Source organism: Gordonia alkaliphila (assembly GCF_039542465.1).
Taxonomy (GTDB): domain Bacteria; phylum Actinomycetota; class Actinomycetes; order Mycobacteriales; family Mycobacteriaceae; genus Gordonia; species Gordonia alkaliphila.
Window position 1 is genome coordinate 14,631 of sequence record NZ_BAABIE010000009.1, and the last position, 16,709, is coordinate 31,339.

Annotated in this window: 15 protein-coding genes and 2 tRNA genes; 1 reads left to right on the top strand and 16 read right to left on the bottom strand. The window is 68.9% G+C overall.

What is annotated here, in order from left to right:
• Positions 1-82: 82 nt before the first annotated feature.
• The 16 genes from rpmA to ABD989_RS10750 all read right to left on the bottom strand — a co-directional run bounded on the left by rpmA (position 83) and on the right by ABD989_RS10750 (position 16,408).
• Entirely contained in the window at positions 83-346 is a 264-nt protein-coding gene (gene rpmA, locus ABD989_RS10675; protein ID WP_246995335.1) for a 50S ribosomal protein L27, read from the bottom strand.
• A 36-nt stretch (positions 347-382) separates the two neighbouring features.
• On the bottom strand, positions 383-694 hold the full coding sequence (rplU, locus tag ABD989_RS10680) for a 50S ribosomal protein L21 (RefSeq protein WP_246995333.1): 312 nt from the start codon (positions 692-694) through the stop codon (positions 383-385).
• A gap of 192 nt (positions 695-886) precedes the next feature.
• On the bottom strand, positions 887-4,120 hold the full coding sequence (locus ABD989_RS10685; RefSeq protein WP_345313480.1) for a translation initiation factor IF-2 N-terminal domain-containing protein: 3,234 nt from the start codon (positions 4,118-4,120) through the stop codon (positions 887-889).
• Positions 4,121-4,450: 330 nt separating this feature from the next.
• Positions 4,451-4,867, bottom strand: coding sequence for a nucleoside-diphosphate kinase (ndk, locus tag ABD989_RS10690; protein ID WP_246995329.1), 417 nt, complete (start codon positions 4,865-4,867; stop codon positions 4,451-4,453).
• A gap of 39 nt (positions 4,868-4,906) precedes the next feature.
• Entirely contained in the window at positions 4,907-5,380 is a 474-nt protein-coding gene (locus ABD989_RS10695; RefSeq protein ID WP_345313481.1) for a hypothetical protein, read from the bottom strand.
• Positions 5,381-5,401: 21 nt separating this feature from the next.
• Positions 5,402-5,797 (bottom strand): DUF4233 domain-containing protein, encoded by a 396-nt coding sequence (locus tag ABD989_RS10700; protein ID WP_345313482.1) that lies wholly within the window; start codon positions 5,795-5,797, stop codon positions 5,402-5,404.
• The gene (gene folC / locus ABD989_RS10705; RefSeq protein WP_345313483.1) at positions 5,794-7,197 is read right to left on the bottom strand and encodes a bifunctional tetrahydrofolate synthase/dihydrofolate synthase; all 1,404 of its coding nucleotides are present in this window, start codon (positions 7,195-7,197) and stop codon (positions 5,794-5,796) included. The genes ABD989_RS10700 and folC overlap by 4 nt, the downstream gene beginning before the upstream one ends.
• Positions 7,194-9,848 (bottom strand): valine--tRNA ligase, encoded by a 2,655-nt coding sequence (locus ABD989_RS10710; protein WP_345313484.1) that lies wholly within the window; start codon positions 9,846-9,848, stop codon positions 7,194-7,196. Before ABD989_RS10710 ends, folC begins: the two co-directional genes overlap by 4 nt.
• 72 nt (positions 9,849-9,920) lie before the next feature.
• Positions 9,921-10,382: a hypothetical protein gene (locus ABD989_RS10715; protein ID WP_345313485.1), complete on the bottom strand. Its 462-nt coding sequence runs from the start codon at positions 10,380-10,382 to the stop codon at positions 9,921-9,923.
• Positions 10,383-10,520: 138 nt separating this feature from the next.
• Positions 10,521-11,126, bottom strand: coding sequence for a molybdenum cofactor guanylyltransferase (locus ABD989_RS10720; RefSeq protein WP_345313486.1), 606 nt, complete (start codon positions 11,124-11,126; stop codon positions 10,521-10,523).
• Between the two features lie 55 nt (positions 11,127-11,181).
• The gene (gene sodC / locus ABD989_RS10725; protein ID WP_345313487.1) at positions 11,182-11,826 is read right to left on the bottom strand and encodes a superoxide dismutase[Cu-Zn]; all 645 of its coding nucleotides are present in this window, start codon (positions 11,824-11,826) and stop codon (positions 11,182-11,184) included.
• A 76-nt stretch (positions 11,827-11,902) separates the two neighbouring features.
• Positions 11,903-13,177 (bottom strand): ATP-dependent Clp protease ATP-binding subunit ClpX, encoded by a 1,275-nt coding sequence (gene clpX, locus ABD989_RS10730; RefSeq protein WP_345313488.1) that lies wholly within the window; start codon positions 13,175-13,177, stop codon positions 11,903-11,905.
• Positions 13,178-13,363: 186 nt separating this feature from the next.
• Positions 13,364-14,044 (bottom strand): ATP-dependent Clp protease proteolytic subunit, encoded by a 681-nt coding sequence (locus tag ABD989_RS10735; RefSeq protein ID WP_246995310.1) that lies wholly within the window; start codon positions 14,042-14,044, stop codon positions 13,364-13,366.
• Positions 14,045-14,085: 41 nt separating this feature from the next.
• Positions 14,086-14,664: an ATP-dependent Clp protease proteolytic subunit gene (locus ABD989_RS10740; RefSeq protein ID WP_345313580.1), complete on the bottom strand. Its 579-nt coding sequence runs from the start codon at positions 14,662-14,664 to the stop codon at positions 14,086-14,088.
• Between the two features lie 264 nt (positions 14,665-14,928).
• Positions 14,929-16,284 (bottom strand): trigger factor, encoded by a 1,356-nt coding sequence (gene tig, locus ABD989_RS10745; protein ID WP_345313489.1) that lies wholly within the window; start codon positions 16,282-16,284, stop codon positions 14,929-14,931.
• Positions 16,285-16,331: 47 nt separating this feature from the next.
• Positions 16,332-16,408 (bottom strand) — tRNA-Pro (locus ABD989_RS10750).
• Between the two features lie 155 nt (positions 16,409-16,563).
• On the opposite strand from ABD989_RS10750, the gene ABD989_RS10755 reads away from it, so the two are divergent.
• A tRNA-Gly gene (locus tag ABD989_RS10755) sits at positions 16,564-16,634 on the top strand.
• The last annotated feature ends 75 nt before the right edge of the window (positions 16,635-16,709 follow it).

Here is a 16,709-nt window from a genome sequence, read left to right on the forward strand (position 1 = left end):
AAATGCGACAGGGCGGGTCAGGGATCTTGAGTAGACCCTGCCCCGCCCTCTCGGCTTCGAGCTTATGCGTGACGTCGCAGAATCAGACCGCAGCCGGTTCCGGGACGATGTTCACGGTCTTGCGGCCGCGCTTGGAGCCGAACTCCACGGCGCCGGCAGCCAGAGCGAACAGCGTGTCGTCGCCACCGCGACCCACGTTGACGCCCGGGTGGAACTTGGTGCCGCGCTGACGGACCAGGATCTCGCCCGCGCTGACCTGCTGGCCACCGAAGCGCTTCACGCCCAGTCGCTGGGCGTTGGAATCGCGACCGTTGCGCGTGCTGGACGCGCCCTTCTTACTTGCCATTGTTCAGACCTCCTAAAGATCTTCTACGACTGGGTGTCAGTTGATGCCGGTGACCTTGATGACCGTCAGCGGCTGACGGTGACCCTGGCGCTTGTGGTACCCGGTCTTGTTCTTGAACTTGTGGATCCGGATCTTCGGGCCCTTGACGTGCTCGACGACCTCGGCGGTAGCCGAGATCTTGGCCAGCGCGTCGGCGTCGGTGGTCATGTTCGCGCCGTCGACGACGAGCACCACCGGCAGGGTCACCGAGCCACCGGGCTCGACCTCGATCTTCTCGACCTTCACGATGTCGCCCTCGGCGACCTTGTACTGCTTACCGCCGGTCTTGACGATGGCGTAGGTTGCCATTCCCGCTGTCCTCTTAACTCGTCTATCGGGCCGGGGCGCAGGGTCTGCGTCCGGCGTTACCTCGTTGTTCTTGCGCCTCCGGCTCCATCCGGAGATCCCCCGATCGCTGCGCGCACAAGCGCGCTCGCCGATCGGAGGCGACCTGCCAAGGTTACGGCAGGAAGCTCGAGCAGGTCAAACCCGCCACGCCGACTATTCCTGCGTCGACGCCCCCGCCGACCGTCGGCCACCGCGTCGACGCGGCCGGCGCGTGATCTCGACCACCGGTTCGGTGGTCGGCGCCGCCGCCCCGGTGGTGACCGGCGCTTCGGTGGTGATCACCACGGGCTCGGCCGGAGCGCTCGGCGCCACGGCACGACGGACCCGACGACGTCGAGTCACCACCGGACCCGCCGGCTCGGACGGTGCGTCCTCGACGACGGGCTCCGCGACGACAGCCGGTTCGACGACCTGCTGCGCGACGGGCGCGCTCTCGGCGCGCGTACTGTCGGTGCGCTGACGCTCGGGGCGCTTGCTCTCGGTCCGCTCGGCCTGTGCGGGCTTGTCGTCGACCTGCTGGTCAGCGACGGGCGTGTCCGCCACGACCGAGTTCTCGGCGGCGTCCGCGGCCTCGTCCTCGTCGTGATGGGCCATCGACTTGAACATCGGGTGCTCGGCGGCCGGCTTGTGCGGCGCCTTCGCCTCAGGCGCCTTGGCTTCCGACGCCCCGCCCTCGCCGGGAGTGTCCGGCTTGTCCGAGCGACGCTTGCTGCGCCGGGACCGCTTGCTGCCACCGGCGTCGCCGCGCGTGGAGTCGTCGCCCCCGGTCCGCACCTCCACCGGATTGGTATGCACGATCAGACCCCGCCCGTGGCACGTGGTGCAGGTGGTGGAGAAGGCTTCGAGCAGGCCGGTGCCCAGACGCTTACGCGTCATCTGCACCAGACCCAGCGACGTCACTTCGGACACCTGATGGCGGGTGCGGTCCCGGGCCAGCGCCTCGGTGAGACGACGCAGCACCAGGTCGCGGTTGGACTCGAGGACCATGTCGATGAAGTCGACGATGATCATGCCGCCGATGTCGCGCAGACGCATCTGGCGGACGATCTCCTCGGCCGCTTCCAAGTTGTTGCGGGTCACGGTCTCTTCGAGGTTGCCGCCGGCACCGGTGAACTTGCCGGTGTTGACGTCGACCACGGTCATGGCCTCGGTGTGCTCGATGATCAGCGTGCCGCCCGAGGGCAGCCAGACCTTGCGGTCGAGCGCCTTGGCCAGCTGCTCGTCGATCCGGTAGACGCCGAACGAGTCGGCCGCCGTCGGGGTGTCCTTGGTGAACTGCGAGACGCGCTCGGACAGATCCGGCGCGACTCGACCCACGTACCCGGAGACCTGATCCCACGCCCGGTCGCCTTCGACGACGAGCTTGGTGAAGTCCTCGTTGAACAGGTCGCGGACCACGCGGACCAGCAGGTCGGGCTCCTCGTACATCGCACGAGTGGTGCCCGAGGCCTTGGCCTGGTGTTCGGCGGCCGCCGCCTCGATGCCCTTCCACTGCTCTTCCAGGCGGGTGATGTCGGCGCCGAGCTCCTCGGCGCTGACGCCCTCGGAGGCGGTGCGGATGATCACGCCGGCCTCGTCGGGCACCAGCTTGGTCAGGATCGACTTGAGGCGCCTGCGCTCGGTGTCGGGGAGCTTGCGGCTGATGCCGGTCGACGTGCCGCCGGGCACGTACACCAGGTAGCGGCCGGCGAGCGAGATCTGCGTGGTCAGGCGCGCACCCTTGTGGCCCACCGGATCCTTGCTGACCTGCACCAGCACCGAGTCGCCGGGCTTGAGAGCCTGCTCGATCTTGCGGGCGCCGCCGTTGAGACCGGCCGCCTCCCAGTTGACCTCACCGGCGTACAGCACGCCGTTGCGGCCGCGCCCGATGTCGACGAAGGCCGCCTCCATGCCGGGCAGTACGTTCTGCACGCGGCCGAGGTAGATGTTGCCGACCATCGACTGCGAGGTCTCGGTGGTCACGAAGTGCTCCACCAGCACGCCGTCCTCGAGCACGGCGACCTGTGTGTAGTCCTCGGCGGGCAGGTGCGGATCGGCGGCGGCCGCGGCCGGATCCACCTTGCGCTCGCGGACCACCATCACGCGTTCGACGGATTCGCGGCGGGCCAGGAACTCCGACTCCGACAGGATCGGCGGACGACGACGACCGGCATCGCGGCCGTCCCGGCGGCGCTGACGCTTGGCTTCCAGGCGCGTGGAACCGGAGATGCCCTGCACCTCGTCGCGCTGGCGACGGGCACGCGGCTCGCGCTCGTGCACCACGGTGTTGGGCGGGTCGTCGGAGGCGGCCTCGTCCTCGCTGCCGCTGTCCGAGCCGCTGCGACGACGTCGGCGACGCCGACGACGCTTGCTGCTCGGGGTGGTGGAGTCGTCGCCGTCCTCGGACTCGTCGGACCCGTCGTCCTGAGTGGCGTCGTCGGTGGCGCTGTCGCCGTTCTCGTCGTCCTTCGTGTCCTCGGCGGACTCGTCGGCCGAGGATTCGCCGCTGCCGGTCTCCGCGGACTCGGTCTTCTCAGACTCGGTCTGCTCGGCCTCGGGCTGGTCGGCGGCGGCCGCGTCCGCGGCGGACTCCCCGGCGCCGGCGTCGGCCTTGTCGGCGGTCGCGTCGTCGTTGTCGTCCCCGTCGGTCTCGGCAGCGTCGCCGCGGCCACGACCGCGTCCACGACGTCCACGACGACGACGGCGGGCGCGCTGCGAACCGCTGGCCTCGCCCTCACCGTTCTCGCCGTTGTCGCTGTCGGACTCGGCGCTCTCGTCGGTCTGCGCTTCGTCGGTCTGGGCCTCGTCGGTCTGGGCCTCGTCGGTCTGCGCTTCGTCGGTCTGCGCTTCGTCGGCGGCGGCTTCGGCGGGCTTGTCCTCGGACGCAGCCGTGTCGGCCTCGGGCGTTTCGGCCTTGGGCTCGGTGCTCTTGGCCTCGGTGCTCTTGGCCTCGGTGCTCTTGGCCTCGGTGCTCTGGGGCTCGGGGCTCTTGGGCTGGGTCGGCTCCACCGGCGCGGTGGGCGGCAGGAACAGCGGAGCGGTCTCGGCGACACCCGCAGCGGCCGTCGTCGGCTCCTCCACCACGATCGCGGAGAAGAGCGATTCGGTCACGGCGACTTCCGCCGCGGGGGCGGGAGCCTCCGGCGCCGATTCGTCGGCGACGGGCTGCTCGTCGGCAGCGGGTGCTTCTGGCGCCGCCAGTCGGTCGGCGACGGATTGGGCCTGCTCGCCACTGATGGACGAGGAGGCTGAGCGTGCGGTCACGCCCAGTTCTTGCAGATGCGCGAGCACTTCCCGGCTGGTCACTTCCAGCATGCGGGCGAGTGCGTGCACGCGGAGTCGAGGGGGGAAAGCTTCCGCCGAGGTATCCGACGCGTTTGCGTCGGTCGACGACCCGTTGTCAGTCACGTGGTCTCCTTGAGACCCCCGGGCGCGTCACCATCGAAAACGACGACGCGGCCACGCGAGGGCCTGCGATATGTGTGCGGCCGCGAGCGGCCGGGTGTTGTGTGGTCTTTGCGTCCAGGAAGACGCCTTGCTTGTCTCGACAACAGTCCACGTCGGCGGCCGGTTGACGGCCACTGCGCTTCGCTGTCGAGTCGGGGATGCCAAAGTGTGACAGGCCCGACCGGACAAGTATCCCACACGTTCACCCGAATTCCGCACCCGACGCGATATCGGCGCCCCGCGCCGCCGCGTCGTCGCAGAGGCTGGAAGGGAGGTTGATCAGGTGATCTGTCAGGAATTCAGGTGGGGAAACCAGAGTGCGATCTCGCGCGCGGCGGACTCCGGGGAATCCGAGCCGTGCACGATGTTGAACTGGGTCTCGAGACCGAAGTCGCCCCGGATGGTGCCCGGCGCGGCCTTCTCGACGGGATCGGTGCCGCCGGCCAGCTGACGGAACGCGGGGATGGCGCGCTCGCCCTCGGCCACGAGGGCCACGACCGGAGCGGAGGTGATGAACTCCAGCAGGTCGTTGAAGAAGGGACGCTCGGCGTGCTCGGCGTAGTGCTCGGAGGCCACCTCGGTGGTCACCTGGCGCAGTTCCAGCGCGGCGATGCGCAGGCCCTTGCGCTCGATACGGGCGATGACGTCGCCGATCAGGCCGCGTTCGACGCCGTCGGGCTTGATGAGGACGAGAGTCTGTTCAGTCACGAGGCACCAGTCTAATGCTCCGCTGCCCCGCCGTCGCGATCAGGAGGCGGGACAGTACTGCTTCTCCACCGACCAGATGCCGTAGTCGAACAGATTGCCGCTCCCGGTCTGCGGATCGATGATGATCTGCACGCATGCACCCGGGGTGCGGACGGCCGCATCCAGTTCGCGTTCGAACTGCGCGGCAAGGGCGTCGTTCGACGGCCGGAGGGCCGGCGGCACCGGCAGGGAGCGGACGACGTCGTCCGGATGACGGTCGGCCAGCCACAGCGTGGCGCTGCGCGTCGCCAGGTAGCCGAAGGCGCCGGTGGGCACCGGCATCGGCGCGGCGGGCTCCACGGTGTCGTCGGTGTCGGCGATCATCGGCGCGGTCGGTGCCACCGGGTCGGGGGCGGCCAGCGCCGGAGACGCCGCCAGACTGGTCGCCGCTGCCGCAGCCACCAGAACACCCGTGAACCAGCGTGCTACCGCCACCTTGCCACCCATCGCACTCACCCGACGCTCATCGATCATTGCCGCCGAGTCTAGCCGACGTCAGAGGCGTTGCTGACCGGGCAGCTTGCCGTGTTCGATGCGCTGCTGCACATCGCGCTTGATGTAGACGATGTACGCCCACACGCAGCTGAAAACGACGCCGACCACGGCGATGGACCAGTGGAACAGTCCGCCGCAGATCACCAGGGCCTGCACGGCCAGATTCATCTGCAGCGCGTACGGCCGCCGCTGCATGCCGGAGAGCACCACCAGGATCAGGCACACGAAGCCCAGGTAGAGCCCGGACTTCCACGAGACGCCACCGGCCAGGGTGCCCACCACCGGGAAGGTCAGGCCCACCACGATCGCCTCCAGGATCAGGACCGCGGCCATGATGCCGCGGAAGCCCTTCCACGGATCGGTGACCGGATCGGAGAACTCGGGGGTGGTGCTCATGCGGGCTCCTTGCCGAACAGGGTGCGGCCGGCGCCGGCGGTGACCACCGATCCGGTGATCACCACGCCCGCGCCGGACAGATTCTCGTCTTCGCCTTCCTCGGCCAACCCGATGGCCGCGGCCACCGCGTCGGGCAGGAAGGGTTCGATCACCACGCGGTCCTCGCCGAAGATCTCCTCGGCGATCTCGGCGAGCCGATCGGTGTCGACCGCGCGCGGCGATCCGTTGTTGGTGATCACGACGGTGTCCAGGACCGGCTCGAGTTCACCGAGGAAGCCGCGGGCGTCCTTGTCGCCGAGCATGCTGATCACGCCGATCAGCCGCCGGAAGTCGAACTCCTCGGTCAGCGACCGCGCCAGGGCGGCGCCGCCGTGCGGGTTGTGCGCGGCGTCGACGAAAACGCTCGGCGCACTGCGGACCCGCTCCAGCCGACCGGGGCTGCTCACCGCGGCGAAGCCGGCGCGCACGGTGTCGGCGTCGAGCTGCCGGTCCGCGCCCGCACCGAAGAAGGCTTCCACGGCGGCCAGCGCGAGGGCCGCGTTCTCGGCCTGGTGCGCGCCGTGCAGCGGCAGGAAGACGTCCTCGTAGACGCCGCCGAGCCCCTGGATGCGCAACAGCTGGCCGCCCACCGCGGTGGCGGCGTCGAGCACGGCGAACTCCGAATTCTGGCGCGCCACAATGGTTTCCGCGTCGACGGCGGCGCGCAGCAGCACCTCCATCGCTTCCGGCTGCTGCACCCCGATGATCGTCACCGGGTCGTCGGGCACCACCGCGTCGGGATCGCCGGACGAGATGATCCCGGCCTTCTCCCCCGCGATCGCGGTGAGGGTGTCGCCCAGGTAGTCGGCGTGGTCGAGGGCGATCGGGGTGAGCACCGCGACCTTGGCGTCGATCACGTTGGTCGCGTCCCAGCGTCCGCCCATGCCGGTCTCCACCACGGCCACTTCCACCGGCGCCTCGGCGAACGCCGCGTAGGCCATCGCGGTGAGCACCTCGAACTTGCTCATCCGCGGGCCGCCGGTGGCGGTCGACGAGTCGTCGACCATGGTCAGGTACGGCTCGATGTCCCGATAGGTCTCCACGTAGGCGGCGGCGCTGATCGGCTCGCCGTCGATCGCGATGCGCTCGGTCACCGACTGCAGGTGCGGGCTGGTGACCCGACCGGTGCGACGACTGAAGGCGCGCAGCAGCGAGTCGATCATCCGGGTGACCGACGTCTTGCCGTTGGTGCCGGCGATGTGGATCGACGGGTAGGCGTGCTGCGGTTTGCCCAGCAGTTCCATGAGCGCCGTGATCCGCGCGAGCGACGGCTCGATCTTGGTCTCCGGCCAGCGGGTGTCGAGTTCGGCCTCGACCGCCGCCAGTTCGGCGAGCTCGGCTGCCTGATCGCCGGAGGTCACCGCGCCTCCAACTCCGCGAGCTTGGCGGTCAGTCGGGCCACCTCGGCCTCGGCGAGTTCCTTGCGCGCGGTGATCTTGGCGACCACGGCGTCGGGTGCCTTGGACAGGAACTGCTCGTTGCCGAGCTTGGCGGTGGTGCCGGCCAGTTCCTTCTCGGCCGCGGCCAGGTCCTTGGCGGCGCGCTTGCGTTCGGCGGCCACGTCGACCTGTCCGGAGGTGTCGATCGCCACGGTCGGCATCGAGTCCGACAGCCGCACCTCGACGGTGGCGGTGGCCGTGAAGTCGTCGTCGGCGGGCGTCAGCTTGGCGAGAGCGCTCAGGTAGGCCCGGGTGCCGTCGAGCTCGGTGGAGAGTCCGGTGACCTGTGCGGCCACGCGCTGACCCGGGTTGAGGCCCTGGTCGCTGCGGAACCGGCGGATCTCGGTGATCAGCTTCTGCAGGTCGTCGATCGCGGTGGCGGCGGCGTCGTCCCGCGGGGCACCGGACGGCTGCGGCCACGCGGCGACGACGACGGACTCCCCGCCGGTCAGCGCCTTCCACAGCACCTCGGTGACGAACGGCATCACCGGCGAGAGGGCGCGCAGCAGTGCGTCCAGGACGGTGCCGAGGACCACGGCTGTGGTGTCGGCGCCGGCCGGCCCGGACTGGATCTGCACCTTGGCCAACTCCAGGTACCAGTCGCAGACCTCGTCCCACGCGAAGTGGTACAGCGCCTCGCAGGCCTTGGAGAACTCGTAGGCGTCCAGGCCCTCGTCGACCTGAGCCAGCACCTCGTCGAGGCGGGTGAGGATCCAGCGGTCGGCCACGCTGAGGTCCTCGCGCGGCGGCAGGTCCCCGAGGCGCGCGCCGTTCATCATGGCGAACTTGGTGGCGTTGTACAGCTTGGTGGCGAAGTTGCGGGCGCTCTGCGCGTTGGACTCGCCCACCGAAATGTCGCTGCCCGGGTTGGCGCCGCGGGCCAGCGTGAAGCGCAGCGCGTCCGCGCCGAAGCGGTCCACCCAGTCGAGCGGGTCGATGCCGTTGCCCTTGGACTTGCTCATCTTGCTGCCGTGCTCGTCACGCACCAGGCCGTGCAGGAAGACGTTCTCGAACGGCACGGCGGCCGTGCGCCCGGCGAGACCGGCGTCGTCGAGCCCGCCCACGTAGGTGCCGAACATCATCATCCGGGCCACCCAGAAGAACAGGATGTCGTAGCCGGTGACCAGCACCGACGTGGGATAGAACTTGTCGAGTTCGTCGGTGCGCTCGGGCCAGCCCATGGTGGAGAACGGCCACAGTCCGGACGAGAACCAGGTGTCCAGGACGTCCGGGTCCTGCACCCAGCCCTCGGGTGCCTGCTCGTCGGGGCCGAAGCAGCCCACTTCACCGTCCGGGCCGTACCAGATCGGGATGCGATGGCCCCACCACAGCTGGCGCGAGATGGTCCAGTCATGCATGTTGTCGACCCAGTCGAACCAGCGCGGTTCCTGGCTCTTGGGGTGGATCACGGTCTCGCCGTTGCGGACCGCGTCCCCGGCGGCCTTGGCGAGCGCGTCGACCTTGACCCACCACTGCAGCGACAGGCGCGGCTCGATGCTCTCGCCGGAGCGCTCGGAATGTCCGACGCTGTGCAGGTACGGCCGTACCTCCTTGACGATGCGGCCCTGCTCGGCGAGCGCCTCGCGCACCTTGACCCGCGCCTCGAACCGGTCCATGCCGTCGAACTGCGTGCCGGTGTCGGCCAGGCGACCGGCCTTGTCCATGATGGTCGGCATCGGCAGCGAGTGCCGCAGGCCCATCTCGAAGTCGTTCGGGTCGTGCGCCGGCGTGATCTTCACGGCGCCGGAACCGAATTCGGGGTCGACGTAGTCGTCGGCGATCACCGGGATCAGGCGATCCAGGAACGGGTGCGGGAGTTCGGTGCCGACCAGGTGGCGGTAGCGCTCGTCGTCGGGGTGCACGGCGATCGCGGTGTCGCCGAGCATCGTCTCCATCCGGGTGGTGGCCACCACGATGTGCGGCTCGTCGTCGTTCATCGAGCCGTAGCGGAAGGAGACGAGTTCGCCTTCCACCTCCTCGAACTTCACCTCGATGTCGCTGATCGCGGTCTGCAGCACCGGCGACCAGTTGACCAGGCGCTCGGCGCGGTAGATCAGGCCGTCGTCGTACATCTTCTTGAAGATGATCTGCACCGCGCGCGAGAGGCCCTCGTCCATGGTGAACCGGTCGCGGCTCCAGTCGACGCCGTCGCCGATGCGACGCATCTGGCCGGCGATGGTGCCGCCGGACTGGGCCTTCCACTCCCAGACCTTCTCGATGAAGGCTTCCCGGCCGAGCTCTTCCCTACTGGTCCCGGCCTCGGCGAGCTGGCGCGCGACGATGTTCTGCGTCGCGATACCCGCGTGGTCCATGCCGGGCAGCCACAGCACCTCGAAGCCCTGCATGCGCTTGCGGCGCGTGAGGGTGTCCATCAGGGTGTGGTCCAGTGCGTGGCCCATGTGCAGCGAGCCGGTCACATTCGGCGGCGGCAGCACGATCGAATAGCCGGGCTTGTCGCTGGTCGGGTCGGCGGTGAAGTACCCGGCCGCTACCCAGCCGTCGTACAGCGATTCCTCGTGTTCAGCGGGATTCCAGGCAGCGGGAAGCGAGTTGCTCGCGTCAGGGGTGCTCACACCGCCATTCTAGGCAATGGCGCCGAGCCCGCTGTCACGGGCAGCGACGCCACCTGCGACCGGCCGCAGATCTCAGCGCGGAACGCCGAATGTCGCGCCGCCCGGGATCTGCCAGGGCCCACCGCTGCCGACGATGTTGATGACGCCGACGATCTGTCCCGCCCCGGTGTGCAGGGTGGTCTTCAACGGGCCGCTGAACGGTCCCGTGCACGGACGCACCGTGCCCGAGCCGGTCCGACCGGTGGTCAGGTTGGTGTAGTCGAACCGCACCAGCGTGCCGGCCGCCCCGCGCCCGCAGGCGGCGCCGCCGGGTGCGCTCAGTGCCACCTGCCCGGGCCTGCCGGTGGTCTCGATCCGGATCGACGCCGCGTACCCGCTCCAGTTGCCGAGCCCCATGGACAGGATCCCCTGAGCCGGGACCTGCTGCACGGGAAGCGGTGCGGCCGCAGCGGGCGCCGCGGCCAGCGTGCCCGCTGCGAGCGCCGCCACCCCCGCTCCGGCTGCCGCGATGATGCGCTTGCTGATGATCGACATGGCCGACCTCCCGTCGGTGACAGCCGGAGTGCTGTACCCACTACTTCGCACTGCCACACCCCAGCGTTACCGCCCCGGATGCGATCTGCCGTCTGCTGCAGTCGCATAGTGACTGCAGCAGACGGCAGACGCTGTGGATCAGGCGCCGGCGCGCAGGCGGTGCAGGTCTTCGGGGGCGTCGATGTTGGTGAGCCAACGCGGATCGCTGACACCGACGCGATGCGTGAGGACCGCGTCGAGCGCATTGGTCATCAGCAGTTCGCCCTGCTCCACCAGTTCCTCGAAGACCGGGAGCGCCCGCACCCGGTAGATCCCGGCCATCGGATGATCGCGGCCGCCCTCGTGGGCGATCACCACGTCGGGCGAGCTGGTCAGCGCGCGCAGCAGTTCGTCGACGAGCTCGGCGCCGACCAGCGGCATGTCGGTGGCGCAGACGAAGGCCGCCGCCGCACCGGCTTCCTTCGCCGCGGTGAGGGCCGCGACGATGCCGCCGAGCGGTCCGGCGCCGACCTGCTCGTCGGTGATCCAGGTGAGATCGGAGTCCGCGCCCAGCTCCGCGTAGGCCTGCGACGACTCCGCCGCCGCCACGAGCACCGGACGGCAGCGGGCGCCGATGGCGTCGGCGATGACGTTCAGCATGGGGCGGCCGTCCCATGCCAGGGCCGCCTTGTCTTGCCCCATGCGGCGGGAACGACCGCCCGCGAGGATGATTCCGGCCAGTCCGTGCTGCGTCTGCTCAGTCATGCTCGCCATTGTCCTGCACGGGCGGTCGCGGCAAGGGCGATCGCCGGGATCGGCGCTACTGCTGCGCGCCCGCCGAGATCACGCCGCACGCCACCCGCGAACCCGCGTCGCCGGTCGCCATGGTCTTGGCGTCGGGGCCGGGCGTACCGTCGTTCTGCTTGTACCGCTCGGCCGGGATGTTCGCGAAGTTGTCGCTGCCGGAATGGATCATGATCGACGTCCCCGTGCCGGCTTCCAGGTCGGCGCGGGTGAAGGAACTGGTGGTGGTCTCCAGCAGCGCAGAGCCGTCGTTGCGGACCTGCAGCGACGACAGGTCGCCGCTCGCAGGGTGGCCGGTGTGGCCGGGCACCTGGAAGTGGCCGCCCGCCGACAGGAAGTCGCCCGGCTCGCCCCCGTCGGGCGCCGTCGAGTTCGGCTGGCACAGGCCCACCGAATGCACGTGCAGGCCGTGGAAGCCCGGGGTCAGCTTGCCCGGCTGGGTGGTCTTGACCTCGACCGTCACGTAGCCGTTCTCGAACTCGAACTCGGCCGTGGCGATCTCCTCGCCCGCGGCGTTCTTCAGCGGCACCTTCAGCTCGTCGGCGTCGGCGCCCGAATCACCGCAGGCGGTCAGCGCCGCGGCGGCGGCCACCGCCACGAGCAGACCACCCGCGCCCCGAGCGGCGTTGCGGCGGACAGTGGATCGTCGTGAGATACCCATGGTTCACACGGTAGCGAAGAACGAACGCCCGGACCGTTTTCGGTCCGGGCGTTCGAGTTCTGGCGGCGGCGTCGGGTCAGGCCGACTTCTCGCGGGGCTCACGCTTCGTGTGCGGCACCACGGTGGGCAGGACGTTGTCCCGCACGGTCTCACCGGTGACGACCACCTTGGCGACGTCGGTGCGGCTGGGGATGTCGTACATCACCGGGAGCAGCACCTCCTCCATGATGGCGCGGAGTCCGCGGGCGCCGGTGCCGCGGTGGATGGCCTGATCGGCGACCGCCTCCAGCGCGTCCGGGGTGAACTCCAGCTCCACGTTGTCCATGTCGAAGAGCTTGCAGTACTGCTTAACCAGTGCGTTCTTCGGCTCGGACAGGATCGAGACCAGCGCGTCCTTGTCGAGGTTCGTCACCGAGGCGATCATCGGCAGGCGGCCGATGAACTCCGGGATCAGCCCGAACTTGATCAGGTCCTCGGGCATCACCTCGGCGAAGTGATCGGAGGTGTCGATCTCGTTCTTGCTGGTCACCTCGTTGCCGAAACCGATGCCGCGCTTGCCGACGCGCTCGCCGACGATCTTGTCCAGGCCCGCGAAGGCGCCGGCCACGATGAACAGCACGTTGGTGGTGTCGATCTGGATGAACTCCTGGTGCGGGTGCTTGCGGCCGCCCTGCGGCGGCACCGATGCCTGCGTGCCCTCCAGGATCTTCAGCAGCGCCTGCTGCACGCCTTCACCGGACACGTCGCGCGTGATCGACGGGTTCTCGCTCTTGCGCGCCACCTTGTCGACCTCGTCGATGTAGATGATGCCGGTCTCGGCGCGCTTGACGTCGTAGTCGGCGGCCTGGATCAGCTTCAGCAGGATGTTCTCCACATCCTCACCGACGTAGCCGGCCTCGGTCAGCGCGGTGGCGTCGGCGATGGCGAACGGCACGTTCAGCATCTTGGCCAGTGTCTGGGCGAGGTAGGTCTTGCCGCAGCCGGTGGGGCCGAGCATCAGGATGTTCGACTTGGCGAGCTCCACCGACTCGGTGCCGCGCGCGTCCTTCTTCTCCCCCGCCTGAATGCGCTTGTAGTGGTTGTAGACGGCCACGGCGAGCGTCCGCTTGGCCGTGTCCTGCCCCACCACGTAGGTGTCGAGGAATTCGCGGATCTCGGCGGGCTTGGGCAGCTCGTCGAGCTTCACGTCGCTGGTCTCGGCGAGCTCCTCTTCGATGATCTCGTTGCAGAGATCGATGCACTCGTCGCAGATGTACACCCCGGGACCCGCGATGAGCTTCTTGACCTGCTTCTGACTCTTACCGCAGAACGAGCATTTCAGCAGGTCGCCGCCATCTCCGATACGTGCCATTGGGCCACCACCACTTCCTGATCGGCGCGTACCTCAACGGTACCTGCGCTGGTTACTCGTCTTACTGATTTGTGCGTGCCGCGCCCGCTCGATGACCTCCGAGCCTACGGGCTCGGGCACGCACTGCCGGGGCGAAATCGCCCGGCGTGTCGACACCCGAGCCCTTCGGCTCGCTGCGCCGCCGGACTAGGCCCGCGCGGACTTCTTGCGGTACTCGAAGACCTCGTCGACGATCCCGTATTCCTTGGCCTGCTCGGCGGTGAGGATGTTGTCGCGATCGGTGTCCCGACGGATCGTGGCCGGCTCCTGGCCGGTGTGCCGGGCCAGGATCTCGTCGAGCCGGTTGCGGATCCGCTCGATCTCGGCGGCCTGGATCTCGAGGTCGGAGACCTGGCCCTGGAACGCGCCGCCGGTGCGCGGCTGGTGGATCAGGATGGTGGCGTTGGGCAGCGCGGCGCGCTTGCCCGGGGTGCCGCCGGCCAGCAGGATCGCCGCGGCCGAGGCCGCCTCACCCAGGCACACGGTGACGATGTCGCAGTGCACGTACTGCATGGTGTCGTAGATCGCCAGCATGTCCGGCACGCTGCCGCCCGGCGAGTTGATGTACATGGTGATGTCGCGGTCGGGGTCCTGGCTCTCCAGGACCAGCAGCTGCGCCATCACGTCGTTGGCCACCGTCTGGTCGATCGGCGTGCCGACGAAGACGATGCGCTCTTCGAAGAGCTTGGCGTACGGGTCGTACTGGCGCTGGCCGTTCGGGGTGTTCTCGATGAACGACGGCAGGATGTAGCGCGCCTGGATCTGCTTGAGCGCGAGGGCCGAATCGGGAATGCCGGCGCGGACGTCGGCCGGAAGGTCGTTGTACATGGGTTCTCCGATGAGGTGGTGGGTCGGGCGGACGGCCGAGATCATGCGCCCGGGCGGGCGACGCTGGTGACCACGTGGTCGACGATGCCGTAGTCCTTGGCTTCGTCGGCGGTGAACCACTTGTCGCGATCGGCGTCGGCCTCGATCTTCTCCAGCGGCTGACCGGTGAACTGCGCGTTCAGCCGGTTCATCTCCTTCTTGGTGGCCGCGAACTGCTCGGCCTGAATGGCGATGTCGGCCGCGGTGCCGCCGATGCCCGCCGACGGCTGGTGCATCATGATGCGCGCATGCGGCAGTGCGTGGCGCCTGCCCTTGGCGCCTGCGGCGAGCAGGAACTGGCCCATCGAAGCGGCCATGCCCATCGCGTAGGTGGCGACGTCACACGGCGCCAGCTGCATGGTGTCGAAGATCGCCATGCCCGCCGTGACGCTGCCGCCCGGCGAGTTGATGTACAGGCTGATGTCCCGTTCCGGGTCCTCCGCGGCGAGCAGCAGGATCTGCGCGCAGAGGCGGTTGGCGATGTCGTCGTCCACCTGGGTGCCCAGGAAGATGATGCGCTCACGCAGCAGGCGCTCGAAGACCGAGTCGGTCAGGTTCAGGCCGGCGACCCCCGAGCTCATAGCGGGCGGCGTGTACAGGTTGCTCACAGTAGAAAGTCCCATCTCCTCTTGGCGGCCATCACAGTCGAAGGCCCGAGCCGCGGTTGAAAGCTGTCACCGAGATTAATCACTTCTGGGCCCCCAGTTGTTCCGCACACCCCGCCGATTCGCTGACAGCGGAACCGACCTGGGCCCGACGGCCCGAGCGGGGACCCCGCGGATGCAGGCGGCCGGGACCGGAATGTCCGGTCCCGGCCGCGTGCCGGCGTTCTTACGGGGTGTCGATCACGCCTCGGCGTCGTCGGCGTCCTCGTCGTCGCTCGCGTTACCGAAGAAGGTCTCGGTGTCGATCACGTCGCCGTTGGTGTCGGTGACGGTCACGTCGCCGATCACCCCGGCGAGCGCCTTGTTGCGGCGGACATCGGCGTACAGCGCGCCGATCTGGTTGGCACCCTGCAGCTGCTGGATGAACTCCTGCGGCGGCATGCCGTAGCGCTGCGCCTGCAGCATGATCTGCTGGGTCAGCTCGTTCTGGTCCACCTCGGTCTCGGCGGCGTCGGCGACCGCGTCCAGCAGCAGCTGGGTGCGCACCGACTTCTCGGCCTCCACCTTCGACTCGGCGTCCCACTCCTCACGGGTCTTGCCCTGCGCCTCGAGGAAGCGGGCGACCTGCTCGTCGTCGTGACCGAGGGCGTGGATCAGCTGGTGCTGAGTGGCCTCGAGCTCGTCCTCGACGACCTTCTCCGGCAGCGGGAACTCGACCTCTTCGAGCAGCTGGTCGAGCACGGCGTCGCGGATGGCACCGGCCTGCTCGTACTTCTTGGAGTCGGCCACCTGGCGGCGGAGGTCCTCGCGCAGCTCGTCGACGGTGTCGAACTCGCTGGCCATCTGCACGAATTCCTCGTCCAGCTCGGGCAGCTCGCGCACCTTGACCGACTGCACGGTCGCGGTGACCTCGGCCTCGCGGCCGGCGTTCTCGCCGGCGACCAGGGTGGTGGTGAAGGTGGCGGTCTCGCCGGCCTTCAGACCGGTGATGGCCTCGTCCAGGCCGTCGATCAGGTCGCCGTTGCCCAGCTCGTGCGAGAGGCCCTCGGTGGTGGCGTCCGGCTCCGGCACACCGTCGACGGTCGCCGACAGGTCCAGCGTCAGGAAGTCGCCCGTCTCGGCGCCGCGTTCGACGGCGACCAGCGTGCCGAACCGCGACCGCAGCGACTCGACCTGCTCTTCGACGTCGGCGTCGCTGATCTCGATCGGATCCACCTGCACCGACAGTGCAGCGAATTCGGGGAGGGTGATCTCCGGACGCACGTCGACGACGGCGGTGAAGGTCAGGGGCTCGCCGTGGACCAGGTCGCCGAGTTCGATCTCGGGCTGGCTGATGGCGTTGGTCTCGGTCTCGGCCAGGGCCTGGCTGTACTTGGCCGGCAGGGCGTCGTTGACGACCTGCTCGAGGACGGCCTCGCGACCGACGCGCGCCTCGATGATCTTGGCCGGGGCCTTGCCCGGGCGGAAGCCGGGGACACGGATCTGGTGGGCCAGCGCCTGGTACGCCCGGTCGAAGTCGCCGGACAGCTCCTCGAACGGAACCTCGACATTCAGCTTGACTCGGGTCGGGCTCAGCTGCTCGACGGTGCTCTTCACGACGTTGGTGCTCCTTTTTGTTACCTGTGCTCGTCGGTGACTTCGATTGGTCGGGATGACAGGATTTGAACCTGCGACCCTCCGCTCCCAAAGCGGATGCGCTACCAAGCTGCGCCACATCCCGGCGGCCGCGACAGAGGTCGGCACGGCCAAACGCACATAGTACGTGGCGACCCGCCGAACCCCCACATGCGGGAGGTGTTTTGCCGATCTGGAACACCCTCAAGTAATGTTCCGGATCGCAGGTCGCTTCGGATCGCTCCGAGGCCGTCGTGCAACGCGGGTGTAGCTCAATGGTAGAGCCCTAGTCTTCCAAACTAGCTACGCGGGTTCGATTCCCGTCACCCGCTCGTTTCGGTCCGGCCGACCGGTGTTCGCACCGGTCGGCCGTTCCCTTTCCTGCCGGTTTCGGGCCGTGCGCGGGC

Excerpts from the sequence above, each read along its gene's own strand:
- rpmA (WP_246995335.1), bottom strand. The coding sequence starts at position 346 with ATGGCAAGTAAGAAGGGCGCGTCCAGCACGCGCAACGGTCGCGATTCC.
- rplU (WP_246995333.1), bottom strand. The coding sequence starts at position 694 with ATGGCAACCTACGCCATCGTCAAGACCGGCGGTAAGCAGTACAAGGTC.
- ABD989_RS10695 (WP_345313481.1), bottom strand. The coding sequence starts at position 5,380 with ATGATCGATGAGCGTCGGGTGAGTGCGATGGGTGGCAAGGTGGCGGTA.
- ABD989_RS10700 (WP_345313482.1), bottom strand. The coding sequence starts at position 5,797 with ATGAGCACCACCCCCGAGTTCTCCGATCCGGTCACCGATCCGTGGAAG.
- ABD989_RS10715 (WP_345313485.1), bottom strand. The coding sequence starts at position 10,382 with ATGTCGATCATCAGCAAGCGCATCATCGCGGCAGCCGGAGCGGGGGTG.
- ABD989_RS10720 (WP_345313486.1), bottom strand. The coding sequence starts at position 11,126 with ATGACTGAGCAGACGCAGCACGGACTGGCCGGAATCATCCTCGCGGGC.
- sodC (WP_345313487.1), bottom strand. The coding sequence starts at position 11,826 with ATGGGTATCTCACGACGATCCACTGTCCGCCGCAACGCCGCTCGGGGC.
- clpX (WP_345313488.1), bottom strand. The coding sequence starts at position 13,177 with ATGGCACGTATCGGAGATGGCGGCGACCTGCTGAAATGCTCGTTCTGC.
- ABD989_RS10735 (WP_246995310.1), bottom strand. The coding sequence starts at position 14,044 with ATGTACAACGACCTTCCGGCCGACGTCCGCGCCGGCATTCCCGATTCG.
- ABD989_RS10740 (WP_345313580.1), bottom strand. The coding sequence starts at position 14,664 with ATGAGCTCGGGGGTCGCCGGCCTGAACCTGACCGACTCGGTCTTCGAG.